The sequence below is a fragment of the Nocardiopsis sp. NPDC007018 genome (genome assembly GCF_040635075.1).
Classification (GTDB): Bacteria; Actinomycetota; Actinomycetes; order Streptosporangiales; family Streptosporangiaceae; genus Nocardiopsis.
Genome location: NZ_JBEYHA010000001.1, coordinates 101,199 through 113,714 on the forward strand (window position 1 = coordinate 101,199; position 12,516 = coordinate 113,714).

Consider the following 12,516-nt stretch of genomic DNA (forward strand, 5'->3'; position numbering starts at 1 on the left):
AGAGCCTGGTTTCGGGCTCCACTCTGCGGGATCTCCATGGTCGTCGTACCCGAAAAAGTGCACGCGGTGCACATCCACCCTTGACCGTGCAGCATCATGGTCGGGATGGTCACGGTAGGACTGACATTCATCAGCGCGTTGGTGGGCTGGAGCGCCACCGCCGCGCTGACCGCGTATGCCCAACGCCGTCCCGGCGTCGCCGCGGTCGCCTGGCTGATCGCGTCCCTGGCGATGACGGTCGGCCTCAGCGCGGCGGTGATCGGGGTGCTCTTCGACTTCGGTCAGGTCACCTTCCGACTCCTGCATATCGGTGTCAGCCTCCTCGGTCCGCTCTTCGCGGCCTGGGGCGCGGTGGAGTTCGCCGTCCGTTCGCCCAACGGTCGCTTCACGACGCGGCTCTTCGTCACCGCCCTGACCATCGTCCCCCTGGTGGTGCTCGGCGTCGACCGCATCAGCGGCCGCTTCGACGCCGCCTTCCCTCCCCTGGGAGACCACTACGACCTCATTCCCCGCACGCTGGTCAACGGCGTGCAGGGCTTCGTCGTCGTCCTCCTCGTCCTCGCGACCGTCGCCCTCGTGCGGCGCGGTCCGCGCGGCTCCGGTCGAACCGATCTGGCCGTGCTGGGCCTGGTCGCGCTCGCCGTGCTCCTGTCCGTCGTGGTCGGACGCGCGGGGCTGGGCGTCCTCGGCCCGCTCCTGCTCCTCGGCGCGGTCTCGTCCCTGTGGGGCGCCGGAGCGCTGGCCGCCAAGCCGCGCCGGGACGCCTATGACGACGAGTACGACGACTACTACGACGACGAGTACGACGACGAAGACGACGAACTCGACGACGAGCCCCAGGAGCAGCCCGTGCGCCGCAAGCGCCGTAACGCCGAGAACTACGACGACCTCTACGCCGAGGCCCCGCCCGCCCCGCCGAGCAAGCTCCGGGGCGTCATCACCATCTACACGCTCGCCGACGGCCAGGGCGCCGGGTTCGACCAGCTCGCCAACGCGGTGGTGGCCGAGGTCTCCAAGCGCGAGCCGGACACCCTGCTGTTCGCCGCGCACACCGTGCCCAGCGCCCCCCTCCAGCGCATCGTCTACGCGATCTACCGGGACGAGCTGGCCCAGGAGGAGCACGAGCAGCAGCCGCACGTCATGGAGTTCACACGGCGCCTCTCCGCGCACGTGGTGGCCACCAACGTGATCGAGCTCTCCCTCTCCGGTGCCGCCGCGACAGACGGCCTCGCCGCCATGCTGATGCCCCGCTGACCAGGCATTATGCGCCTCCGCTCGTCCCTCCGGCACGGCCGGCGGGACCGCGTTCCACCCGTGACACCGCCCTCCCGCGCAACCATGTACGGGCCTGCGGCGTCCCATCCCGGGTGAAGTACCCTTCCCTACAGGTTTTTCATGACCGGCACCCGTCGGGTGCCGATGGCGTGTGACCGAGACCGGCCGGATGACCCAGCCGAGAGCCGCGCCGGAGCCAAAGAAAGTTGCTGGGAGCCCGATGCGCAAGTTTCTTGTCGTCTTCCTGATCCTGCTCGCCGCCCTCGTCGTCGTGGCGGACGTGGGAGCGCGTTCGTTCGCGCAGAACACCCTGGCCGGCCGTCTGGCCGACCAGATGGAGATGTCCGAGGACCCGGACGTGTCCATCGAGGGCTGGGCCTTCCTGCCGCAGGTGGTCAGCGGTACCTACACCGAGGTCAACATCGAGGCCGCCAGCGCCACGATGGGCGGGGTGACGGTGGAGAACATCGAGGCCACCGCTTCCGACGTCGAAGCGCCGTTGAGCGACCTCATGGACCAGCCCACGGTGACCGCGGGCAAGGTGGACGGTTCCTTCGTGGTCCCCTACGCCTACTTCAACCCGTACCTGCCCGAGGGCATGACCATCACGACGGAGAACGGCGAGCCGCGCATCAACGGTGAGCTGGCCGTCCCGGAGATGGGCCGCAGTGTCTCGGTCTCCAGCGGTGGCGAGTTCACGGTCGACGGCGACACCCTGCACGTCACCCCGGTCGGCATCGAGGTGGGGGACGTACCGGTCAACATCGACGACCTCGTCTCGAACATGCTGACCTTCAGCGCCCAGGTGCCCGAGCTGCCCTTCGGCCTGACCGCCAAGGACATGGAGGCCACGTCCAACGGCCTCCGGATCACCGGCACCGGCACCGACGTCCCCCTGATGGGCTCCGAGGCCGTCTGATGGACCCGGCGGCCCAGACGCTCGGCTCCGACGTGCTCGGCGCCGGGCTGGGCGCACGGGCCACGCTCGTGCAGTTCTCCAGCGCCTTCTGCCAGCCCTGTCGCGCCACCCGTCGCGTCCTGGAAGACGTGGCGGGCATGGTGGAGGGGGTGGCGCACGTGGAGGTCGACGCGGAGTCGCGTCTGGACCTCGTGCGCCGACTCGGGGTCCGTTCGACCCCCGCGGTGTTCGTGCTCGACGCCGGGGGGCGGGTGGTGCGCCGGGCGGAGGGCCAGCCCCGCCGCGCGGACGTGATCGCCGCCCTCGGCGAAGCCGTGCTCTGAGGGCCTCGGCGACGCGAGCCGACCCCGCCCCGGAGCCGAGGGCGTCCCGATCGGCCCCGTGACCGCCGAGCCGACCCGGTCGCCATGGTCGCCTTGGTCGTGCTGATCGCGCGCCCCGCTTCCCGGCACGAGGCCGACCTCGGCGCGATGGGCCCGCCCCCCGGGCGCTCCACAGGCCCCGGAAGCCCGATTCGTCCCACATTCTGGAACGATCGTCCTGTGATCCAGGACACCAGTGACAAGAGCGAGCGCCGGGCTGTAGCGTCTAGGGCGTGACTTCCTTGACGAGCGCGTATCTGACGAAGCGACGAGCGGTGGACTTCTGCCGCGTCGCTGCCGCGCTCTGTCCGTGTCCCTAGGGCGGACGGCCTTTCGAGCCCCCGCTCGCCCCGTGCGACCGGCCCCTTCCGCGCACGCTGTGGTTGACGACGCCGTACACCCGTCGTCCCTCCCGGAAACCGACCAGACCCGACGGACGCCCCGGCTCCGCCGCCACTGTCGGTGACCCCGGAGTCATCCTCCGCGCTGCCCGGAACGGCTCGACCTCGCCGCGCCCGCCCCTGACCACGCGTAGTGCCTTTCCCCATCCCTTCCCGAACCCGGTGTTGAGCCGGTGCTCCCCCGGGGTAGGGGAAGGCCGCCTGAGACCCCTGATTCCGGGCACCGCGCCCCCGGAACGCGACGCACCGACCGCACACGCGACACCGCACAGAAACACAGGAGGTTCCCCATGAGCCGCTCAGACGTCCTCGTGGACGCCGCATGGGTGGAGGCTCACCTGGACGACGCCGACGTCGTCCTGGTCGAGGTGGACGAGGACACGTCCGCCTACGACAAGGGCCACATCCCCGGCGCCGTGAAGATCGACTGGAGGACGGACCTCCAGGACCCGGTCCGCCGTGACTTCGTGGACCGCGCCGGGTTCGAGAAGCTGCTCTCCGCCAAGGGCATCGGCAACGACGACCAGGTCATCCTGTACGGCGGCAACAACAACTGGTTCGCGGCCTACGCCTACTGGTACTTCAAGCTCTACGGCCACGACAACGTCCGGCTGCTCGACGGCGGCCGCAAGAAGTGGGAGCTCGACTCCCGCGAACTCGTGGAGGAGGTCCCGCAGCGGGCCGCCACCGAGTACAGCGCCAAGGAGCAGGACGCGTCCATCCGGGCCTTCCGCGACGAGGTCGTCGACGCCATCGGCACCAAGGACCTGGTCGACGTCCGTTCCCCCGACGAGTTCACCGGCAAGCTGCTGGCCCCCGCGCACCTGCCGCAGGAGACCTCGCAGCGTCCCGGGCACATCCCGACCGCGCGCAACATCCCGTGGGCCAAGACCGCCAACGAGGACGGCACCTTCAAGACCGCCGAGGAGCTGCGCGCGCTCTACACCGACGCCGGTGTGGACCTCGACAAGGACATCATCGCCTACTGCCGTATCGGCGAGCGCTCCTCGCACACGTGGTTCGCCCTGCACGAGATCGTCGGGCTGGAGAACGTCAAGAACTACGACGGCTCGTGGACCGAGTACGGCTCCCTGGTGGGCGTCCCGGTCGAGCTCGGAGAGGCTGAGGCCAAGTGAGTGACAGCTGCGGAGCACCCGAGGGCGGCGTCGCCCTGGCCGACGTCGACGCGGGCAACCAGGCGGTCATCCAGGGCACGGTGACCCGTGACGGCCAGCCCCTGCGCGGCGCCTACGCCCGGCTGCTGAACGCCTCCGACGACTTCGTCGGCGAGGTCGCCACCGGTGACGAGGGCACCTTCCGCTTCTTCGCGGCGGACGGCGAGTGGAAGCTGCGGGTGCTGGCCTCCCAGGGCTTCACCGGCGAGTACCGGGTGACGGCCGAGGTCGGCAAGGTCATCGACGTCCGGGTCGAGGCCTGACGGTAGTACCACCGCGCGCGGCGCCGGTGTCGGGACGTGTCACTCGGTCCGACACCGGCGCCGCGCCGTTCGCGTGCCCTCAGCGTTCCCGGGGCGCGGCGGGCTCCTCGGGGACGACCACGTGGAGCGCGGCCAGCTCCCGGTTGGCCTCCAGGGCCCGTCGCGCCCGGTCGAGTGCGACCTGTCGGACGAAGGGGGCGCAGAGGGCGAGGGGGAACAGGGCGAACGCCATCCACAGGACCGGGCCCGGGTAGGAGTAGTGGATCGAGAACAGGCTGATCCCCATGCAGTTGACGCTCGCGCCGCTGACGAGCCACGGGTTGTCGAGCCTGCGCACGCGGTGTTCGGCCGCCCTGACCGTGAGGTGGGCCAGCGCGGGGTCGGGGGCGACCGTGCCGTCGCGCAGGTGGGCGCGCACCGGGCGCCGCTCCGCGCTGGTGGGTTCCTCGCGGGCCAGGGCCCGTTCGCTCCAGGTGAACCGCTTGCGTCGGAAGCTCCAGATCGCTCCCAGGACGAAGAGGACCAGCGCGGCGCTCTGGAGGAGTAGCCCGAGCAGGGGGAGCGCGTGCGTCTGGACGATCATGGGGGCTCCTCGCCGACCGCCCGCGCCCGGGGTTTCACCCGGGCGGGGCGCGTCAGGGGGTGGGGGATGTGGGCCCGGGCGGTGCCGTGCGGTTCGGCCACGGCGGCACCGTGTCCATTATGTCGAGTTTGTGTGTGTGCGTGGGTGTCTGGGGGGAAGGCGTCGGCGCTCGTTCGTCCACGAACCCCGCCACCTGGACCGGAGGGCGAGGAGCCCTGGCCCGCGCGGCCCCCACCTGGTCGTGAGCCACCCGCGGGGAGGCCGCTCCGGGGCGGTTGTCCACAGGTGGGGAGCGGGGACTGGAAAGCGGTGGGCGGCCCTGCTTCACTGAAGATCACGGTTGGTGCCGCAGTCGGTCGCCGACCGTGGCCAGCACGCCGGGCGCGGCCCTTCGCCCTGCCCTCCGCCCCCCAGGCCGGAACCGGCGTGACCGTACCCGCGGCGGCGCCCCTTCCGCCGGTCAGGAGGTGTTCGGACGGTGCCCACAGCACGGTCGTCTGCGACCGCTGCCACGACGCCCCGAGGCGAGGCGGGACGCACCTACCTCGGGTGGCGGCACAGGGTGGTGCTGCCTCCGCCCGGACCGGCCCCGCGCCGCCCGGCTCCCGCGGACGCCCGCACCCTCAGCCGGGAGTGGGTCGCGGGGCAGATGGAGGGCGAGGCCCTCACCAACCGCCCGCTCTACTTCGCCCTGGGCGGGCTCGGCCTGTTCGCCCTGCTCTGCCCGCTGCTGTGGACCCTGCGCATCCTCCCGGGCAGTCTGGCCCTGGGCGGGGTGTGCGCCTGCGCGGCCATCGCGGCCCCGGTGCTCGTCGCCCTGGTCCAGAGCCGGCAGGTGATGGCCTCCCGGCTCGAACGCGCGCGGGCGCGGCTGGAGGAGGAACGGGCCGCACGGGAGCGGGCCCTCCACGACCAGCAGCGCGAACACGCCCGCCGGTACACCGAGTGGCAGGCCGCCGCGCGCGCCTACGAGGCCCAACCGCGCTGGTACGGGGTGACGGTCCCGCCGCGGACCTCGGCCGTGCTCGTGGTGGGCGGAACCGACGCGGGCTGGTCCGCTCTGCTCACCACCGTCGGCGTCTCGCGACTGCGGGAGGGCGGCGACCTCACCGTCGTCGACCTCACCGGACGCTCCGTCGCCAGGGAACTGGTCCGCCTGGCCCGGCGCTGCGCGGTGGGCCCCCGCCAGTGGGTGCTCCCCGCCGACCTGCCGCGCATGACCCTGGGCACCAACCTGGACGCCGGGCAGCGGGCGCGCATCCTCTCGGCGGTGGCCGCCGCCTCGGGGCGCGCGGAGGACGCCGACGCCGACGAGACCCTCCTGCTGCGCCTGTTGGAGGTGCTCGGCCCGGACGTGGGGGTGGCCCGGCTCATCGGTGGCCTACGGGCCCTGGTCACCCCGGAGGACGACGCCGCCGAGGACGACACCGCCCTGGCCCTGCTCTCCCCGGCCGAACGCGCGCGGGTACGGGAGCGCTGCGCGGGCGACCCCGGGGTGCGCGCCCGCGCCTGGACGCTGGAGAACCGGCTCAGCCCCTTCGAGGCCGTGGGTACCAGGGCCGACGACACCGCGTACGCCCAGGTGAAGATCATCTCCACCGACCGCGCCTCGGGGGAGGCCGCGGCCCGGGTCTACGGCACGTACGCCGTGGCCGCGCTCGGCGAGCTGTTGGAGGCCCGGGCCCCCGAACCCGGGGCGGGCGGCGGGCGCCGCCCGGCCCGGCCCGACCGCACCCGCAGCGTCGTCGTCTGCGGCGCGGAGATCCTGCCCCCCGACGAGGTGGAACAGGTCCTGGCCTCCGCCGCCGAGGGCGGGGTGGAGGTGGTCCTGCTGTTCCGCGCGGCCGTCCCCGCCGTCCTGGAACGCCTCTCCGACACCACCTGCCTGCCGGTCCTCATGGGCCAGGGCGCCGACGCGGACCAGGTCGCCGAGGCGGTCGCGGGGGTGGTCGGGGCCGCGCGGTCCGACCCGCGCGACCTGGAGGCGCACCCGCTCACCGAAGTGATCGGCACGGCGGTGGGCGGCACGGTGCTCGACCCCGACGACACGGAGGAGCCCGACGACGACCTCCTGTTCCCCTCGCCGCACACCGAGTCCGGAGCGCTGATCCGCGACGCCGCCGCCGCGATCGCCCCCCTCGACCTGGTCCGGCATGTGAGATCGGCCACCGTGTGGGGCAGGGTCACCGGCGAGGCCGTCGAGATGGACGTGCCGGAACCGGGCGCCGCGCAGGGGGGCCCGCGCGCGCGAGTCCTCGGGCCGGACGCGGCGTCCCTGCGGGGGCTGCCGACGACGGCGGCCCTGGTCCTGACACCGGACGGACCGGTGCTGACCGACACCAACCCGGGTATCCTCACCCTGTCCACGGCCACCCTGGCCACGGTGGACGAGCTTCGGAACTCCGGTACCAGCGAGAACGTTGGGCACGGTGGTGGTACCGAGGCCTCCGGCACGGCCCGGGGGCCCCGGGGGAACACCGGTATCCGCGGACGCCGAAGAGCGCACGGGGTCGGTTCGGAGCCGCCTGGTGGTCCCGTTTCGACGACGGCCGCCGCACCGGACCGCGTGGGCTCGGACGACACCACCGGGGCGACCGGTGCCGACGACGGCCCCGACGCCGCCGGAGCGCTCGGGACCGCCGACCACCCCGGAGCCGACGGAGTCCCGCCCAACCTCGGGCCGCCGCCCGAGCGCCTGGACTGGCGGGTCTGAGGTCCGGTGGAGAATAAGCTTGGCCCGACACATCGCCCGCCGCCGAAGCGCGTTCGTGCGGGTGATCTAGCGATCGTGGAGAATTGATGAGCGAGCTTCCCTTGCGCGCCCAACTGGCCTCGGTACTGGGCAGGAGCGCAGCCAGCCTGTCCAGGGCCACCGGACGCGGAGACGGCTCCGTCATCGGTGGGCGCGTCGCCCTCAAGGTCGAACCCGACCTGCTCGCCAAACTCGCCCAGGGCCGCCGCCTGGCCCTGATCAGCGCCACCAACGGCAAGACGACCACCACCCGGCTCATCGCGCAGGCCCTGCGCGAGTTCGGGGACGTGGCGACCAACGAGCACGGCGCGAACATGCCCACCGGGCACATCACCGCCCTGGCCGGCAACAAGTCGGCCGTCAACGGTGTGCTGGAGGTGGACGAGAAGTACCTCCCCCAGGTGCTCAAGGCCACCAACCCCTCCTTCGTGGTCCTGATGAACCTGAGCCGCGACCAGATGGACCGCGCCTCCGAGATCAACCTGCTCGCGAAGAAGTGGCGGACCGCCCTGTCGCAGAGCAACACCCACGTCATCGCCAACGCCGACGACCCGCTGGTGGCCTGGGCGGGGCTGGGCGCCCCGAACGCCACCTGGGTGTCGGCCGGTCAGCGCTGGAAGGAGGACTCCTGGTGCTGCCCCGAGTGCGGCGGCCACCTCAAGCGCGACACCGACCCGCACTGGGAGTGCCCCGAGTGCGGCCTGGCGCGCCCCCGGGCCACCTGGGCGGTGGACAACGACAACGACCTGCTGATCGCCCCCGACGGACAGCAGATCAAGCTCCGGATGAACCTGCCCGGTGACGCCAACCGGGCCAACGCGGCGATCGCCGCCGCCACCGCCGCCGGTTACGGCATGCACCCCGAGCGCACCATCGAGCGGCTGCGCGAGGTCACCTCGGTGGCCGGGCGGTACACCTCGGTGGTCACCATGGGGGTCGAGGTCCGCCTGCTGCTCGCCAAGAACCCGGCCGGGTGGCTGGAGTCGTTCGCCGTCCTGGACCCGCCCCGCGTCCCGGTCATCCTCGCGGTGAACGCCCAGATCCCCGACGGCAAGGACACCTCCTGGCTCTGGGACGTCGACTACACGGTGCTGCGCGATCGCAGGGTGTTCGTCATGGGCGAGCGCCGTACCGACCTCGCGCTGCGCCTGGAGACCGACGAGGTGCCCTTCGAGACCGCCGACCGCGTGGACGAGGTGCTGGCCAAGCTCAAGGCCGAGCGCCCCGACATCACCAAGGTCGACGTCATCGCCAACTACACAGCCTTCCAGCAGATCCGCACGGCGTACGGCCGCGTCCAGTAGGAGACACACCCATGTCGAACACCAGCAGCGCCCTGCGGATCGTGTGGATCTACCCCGACCTGCTCAGCACGTACGGGGACCAGGGCAACGTCCTCATCCTCAAGCGCCGCGCCGAACTGCGCGGCATCCCTACCGAGATCGTGCACGTGCACTCCAGCGACCCGGTGCCCGAGCAGGGCGACATCTACCTGCTCGGCGGCGGCGAGGACCGTCCGCAGATCCTGGCCGCCGAGCGCCTGCGCTCGGACGGCGGGCTGGCCCGGGCCGCCGCGCGCGGGGCGTGCGTCTTCGCGGTCTGCGCCGGATACCAGATCATCGGTGAGAGCTACGGCGACGACGAGGCCAACCCGCTCCCGGGCGTGGGCATCCTCGACATCCGCAGCAACCGGGGGCAGACCCGAGCCGTGGGCGAGATCGTCGCCGACGTCGACCCGGCCCTGGGTGTCGGCCGGATCACCGGTTTCGAGAACCACCAGGGGCGCACGCAGATCGGCCCGCAGGCCCGGCCGCTGTCCACCACGGTGAAGGGGATCGGTAACGACGACCACACCGAGGGCGCCTACCAGGGGCAGATCCTCGGCACCTACCTGCACGGTCCGGCCCTGCCGCGCAACCCGCAGCTGGCCGACCTGCTGCTGCGCTGGCGCGTCGGCCAGCTCAACCCGCTTCCCCCGGCCTGGGGCGAGCGTCTGCACGACGAGCGTCTGGCGGCCGCCCTGCGCTAGGACGGACCCCCTACGGGGCGGTGGCGCGGTCGCGATGACCGCCCCGGGGCCCGGCGTTTATGCCGGGCCCCGTTGTTGTTCGTTCGGTTAGATCGGGATGCCGATGTCGGGTGCCAGGCTCGCTCCGAGGGTTTCCATGGCGGTCTGGCCGAGGAGGAGGACGGTTCCGAGGGCGGTGGCGGGCCATCCCCACCAGCGGCGCGGTGCCCGGTGACGGCCCCGGGTGCGGGCGGCGGGCTGCGGTTCCGTCTCGGGTTCAGCCCGAGCGTGAGTGGCAGCCTGTCGGGCTTCGCGGGCGGCTTGTTCGCGGTGTTGGCGGGCGACTTTCACCCAGTGCGGGACGGGCCCGTGTTGGAGCATGTACGCGACCCGGGGGTTGCCGTTCATCTGGCGCAGTAGGCGTTCCTGTCGGGCCTGGTGGGTTTCCTCCCAGGGCATCTCCGAGCGCGGTGCCTCCGTCTGAGGTGCCTGTGTCTGGGGTGCCTTCGGCGGAATCGGGGCGGCTCGCAGAGGGCGCCCGGCCGGTCGGGTGAAGCGGTGGCCTCGGGGTGCGGTCAGGACCGACCGCACCTGAGCGCTGACGTGCGCCGTCATCGGGTGCCCCTAGCGGTGGCCAAGGCGGGGAGGGTGAACTCGGCCCAGATGACCGTGCCCAGTCCTTCGCAGAAGGGGAAGTCCAGCACCGGACGGAACCCCCACCGGGACGCCAGCTCACCAACTATCAGCAGGCCCCGGCCGCGCTCGGCCCGCTCCCACTCGCGCTTGGTCCTCCTGCGCGGAACCCTCGGAAGGGAGTCGGTGGTGGTATCCGTCCTGGCACCGTCATCGATGATCGACACCCTCACCAGCCCCGGGACCGGCGACTCCAGGGTGCGGACCACCCTTCCCTCCGGGTCCTGACCCGAACGAGAGTGCTCGCACGCGTTGGCGAACATCTCGCTGACGCACAACACCATCTCCCCCCGCACCTCGCCCGGGAGGGAGAGCAGGCGGTTGAGGTCAGTGTCCAGGTCGGAGCGGACTCGGCTGGTGTGGGAGAGCTGTCCGGGGTAGACCCGGCACTCCCACCGCAACGCGGGCTCGGGCGGGGCGACCGTGTGGTTCAGGGCAGGGGTGTGCGGCACAATGGCCATGTCGGCAATCTCTTCTCTTAGACGATGGAGCTTGTCGGCCTGCTCTGGGGGTGTTGTCGCACCCGCCAGAGCTTTTTCATGAGCGCCTTTAGGCGGCGGTCGGGGGTTCTGGGTCGTCCTGGTGGTCGGCGCGGTGGCGCTGGGCGAGCAGACGGAACAGTTCGGTGCGGGTCGGGGCGGTGATCCTCTCGAACGGATCACCCTGACCCGTCCAACCGAGCGGGCGTCGGCCTACGAACACCTCGTTGGGGGGAGTTCCTTCGATGGTCATGACCCAGTGGGTGTGCAGCAGCTCCGACAGCTCGCGTTCGAGAACCGGGAACGTCTGGGCGGGGGTGGTCTGCCTCGGCACCGCCCCCGGAACCGGCCTGTTGCCGGGAATCCGGGTGGGTGCGGGGTAGTCATGCACCGCCTGGTCGATGAGCGCCATGGCCCGCTCGGCGTCGCCTTCGTCTCCGGCGATCCGCAGCGCCTCCAGCACCATCGGGATGCGGTTGCGCAGGGTGTGGTTGTGCCACACGTCCACCTGGGCGGGCGTCAGGTGCCTGGGGGCGGTGAGGGCGTCTCCGGCGCAGGAGAGCAGGTCCCTGGTGTCGATGTCCAACATCAGCACTCCACCTCGTTCTTGCCGATGTCCTCGGCGTCGTCGGTGTTCTCGGTGTCGATGTGGCTCCACGGGTTGTCGGTCAGGTCGTAGGCCAGGAAGAACCAGACCTGGCGGAACTTCGGGTCGCCGTTGTCGCCCCACCGGTCCGCCAACGCATTGATCAGCGCCAGACCCCGACCCGTTGCGGTTCCGGCTTCGATCTGCTCAAACGTGGCGGCGGTGAAGTTGCCCTTCTCCTGCGGCAGACGGCTGCCCTGGTCGCGGCAGATCAGCGTCATCCCCTTCGCACCCCGATCCACCGTCAACGTGTACGTACTGCCCCGCTCACTAGACCGACTGTGGGCGATCGCGTTGTTGACCAACTCTGACCCGAGGAGGGTGAACAGGAACTGGAACTCCTCACACCTCTCCGCCGCACTGGTGTCCAAGAACGCCCGCACCAGGGGCATGAGTCCGGGGAGTCCGGCGAACGAGTACTGGCGCTTGCGGTACGGGGGTCCCACGGTGCGGGAGAAGTAGTGGGAGTGGAACGGCTTGATGAAACTCGCCACGGGGGCCACCACCTCGCGGTGGGCGAGTTCGGGCGAGAACGGCGGAGCGGGCCTCACGGGACCACCACCAAACGCCGCAACCCAGCCAGGACTGCCCGCAGGACTTCCACCGGGACCGCGTCGATCGGCCTGCGGGGCGAGGGGATCACAGGGTTCCAGGAGCGGGATGGGTGGTGGCGGCGAGGGTTCGCGGCGAAGGCCCGCACACGGGCCGCCTGCCTAGGGCGACGGCGACGCATCGCCTCGGACGCGAGGTAGCGCGTACATGCCAGCTCGCAGAGTTTCAGGTAACGGGGCGCCATCAGCGCACACCTCCGGTACAGGATGCCGCTGGATGAGAGCGGGTCGAGTGAATGCTCTCCTATGATGAACTTCGGAATCTAATCTTTGCAAGGGGATCAACGGAATCCGATACCAGGATTCCGAAAGATGCCTGTTTGGGAAGATCCCCATACGATCGGCAGCA

Annotated in this window: 14 protein-coding genes; 9 read left to right on the forward strand and 5 right to left on the reverse strand. The window is 71.3% G+C overall.

Annotation, left to right across the window (positions count from 1 at the left end; translation table 11 throughout):
- The first annotated feature begins 96 nt into the window (after positions 1–96).
- The 6 genes from ABZ635_RS00455 to ABZ635_RS00480 all read left to right on the forward strand — a co-directional run bounded on the left by ABZ635_RS00455 (position 97) and on the right by ABZ635_RS00480 (position 4,395).
- Positions 97–1,254 (forward strand): hypothetical protein, encoded by a 1,158-nt coding sequence (locus tag ABZ635_RS00455; RefSeq protein ID WP_357756632.1) that lies wholly within the window; start codon positions 97–99, stop codon positions 1,252–1,254.
- A 241-nt stretch (positions 1,255–1,495) separates the two neighbouring features.
- On the forward strand, positions 1,496–2,194 hold the full coding sequence (locus ABZ635_RS00460) for a DUF2993 domain-containing protein (RefSeq protein WP_357756635.1): 699 nt from the start codon (positions 1,496–1,498) through the stop codon (positions 2,192–2,194).
- The gene (locus ABZ635_RS00465) at positions 2,194–2,517 is read left to right on the forward strand and encodes a thioredoxin family protein (RefSeq protein ID WP_357756639.1); all 324 of its coding nucleotides are present in this window, start codon (positions 2,194–2,196) and stop codon (positions 2,515–2,517) included. Before ABZ635_RS00460 ends, ABZ635_RS00465 begins: the two co-directional genes overlap by 1 nt.
- Positions 2,518–2,789: 272 nt before the next feature.
- Positions 2,790–2,876 (forward strand): putative leader peptide, encoded by an 87-nt coding sequence (locus tag ABZ635_RS00470; RefSeq protein WP_355267795.1) that lies wholly within the window; start codon positions 2,790–2,792, stop codon positions 2,874–2,876.
- A 371-nt stretch (positions 2,877–3,247) separates the two neighbouring features.
- A complete protein-coding gene (locus tag ABZ635_RS00475; RefSeq protein ID WP_357756641.1) occupies positions 3,248–4,093 on the forward strand; it encodes a sulfurtransferase in 846 nt (281 codons plus the stop codon).
- Positions 4,090–4,395: a DUF1416 domain-containing protein gene (locus ABZ635_RS00480; RefSeq protein ID WP_357756643.1), complete on the forward strand. Its 306-nt coding sequence runs from the start codon at positions 4,090–4,092 to the stop codon at positions 4,393–4,395. Before ABZ635_RS00475 ends, ABZ635_RS00480 begins: the two co-directional genes overlap by 4 nt.
- Positions 4,396–4,474: 79 nt before the next feature.
- Here ABZ635_RS00480 and ABZ635_RS00485 read toward each other — a convergent pair whose 3' ends face one another.
- Complete coding sequence (locus ABZ635_RS00485; RefSeq protein WP_357756646.1) at positions 4,475–4,978, reverse strand: hypothetical protein; 504 nt, start codon at positions 4,976–4,978, stop codon at positions 4,475–4,477.
- Positions 4,979–5,456: 478 nt separating this feature from the next.
- On the opposite strand from ABZ635_RS00485, the gene ABZ635_RS00490 reads away from it, so the two are divergent.
- The 3 genes from ABZ635_RS00490 (at position 5,457) to ABZ635_RS00500 (ending at position 9,759) form a co-directional block, all read left to right on the forward strand.
- On the forward strand, positions 5,457–7,691 hold the full coding sequence (locus ABZ635_RS00490) for a hypothetical protein (RefSeq protein ID WP_357756649.1): 2,235 nt from the start codon (positions 5,457–5,459) through the stop codon (positions 7,689–7,691).
- Between the two features lie 86 nt (positions 7,692–7,777).
- Positions 7,778–9,034 (forward strand): MurT ligase domain-containing protein, encoded by a 1,257-nt coding sequence (locus tag ABZ635_RS00495; RefSeq protein ID WP_357756651.1) that lies wholly within the window; start codon positions 7,778–7,780, stop codon positions 9,032–9,034.
- Positions 9,035–9,045: 11 nt separating this feature from the next.
- Positions 9,046–9,759, forward strand: coding sequence for a glutamine amidotransferase (locus ABZ635_RS00500; RefSeq protein WP_357756654.1), 714 nt, complete (start codon positions 9,046–9,048; stop codon positions 9,757–9,759).
- Between the two features lie 87 nt (positions 9,760–9,846).
- Here the strand turns inward: ABZ635_RS00500 and ABZ635_RS00505 are convergent, their stop codons facing one another.
- The 4 genes from ABZ635_RS00505 to ABZ635_RS00520 form a co-directional block, all read right to left on the reverse strand.
- Positions 9,847–10,197 carry a hypothetical protein gene (locus tag ABZ635_RS00505; protein WP_357756657.1) on the reverse strand — a complete coding sequence of 117 codons (351 nt, stop codon included), beginning with the start codon at positions 10,195–10,197 and terminating at the stop codon, positions 9,847–9,849.
- A 152-nt stretch (positions 10,198–10,349) separates the two neighbouring features.
- Entirely contained in the window at positions 10,350–10,892 is a 543-nt protein-coding gene (locus ABZ635_RS00510; RefSeq protein ID WP_357756660.1) for an ATP-binding protein, read from the reverse strand.
- A gap of 88 nt (positions 10,893–10,980) precedes the next feature.
- A complete protein-coding gene (locus tag ABZ635_RS00515; protein WP_357756663.1) occupies positions 10,981–11,499 on the reverse strand; it encodes a hypothetical protein in 519 nt (172 codons plus the stop codon).
- Positions 11,499–12,107 carry an ATP-binding protein gene (locus ABZ635_RS00520; RefSeq protein ID WP_357756666.1) on the reverse strand — a complete coding sequence of 203 codons (609 nt, stop codon included), beginning with the start codon at positions 12,105–12,107 and terminating at the stop codon, positions 11,499–11,501. The genes ABZ635_RS00515 and ABZ635_RS00520 overlap by 1 nt, the downstream gene beginning before the upstream one ends.
- Positions 12,108–12,516: the final 409 nt, after the last annotated feature.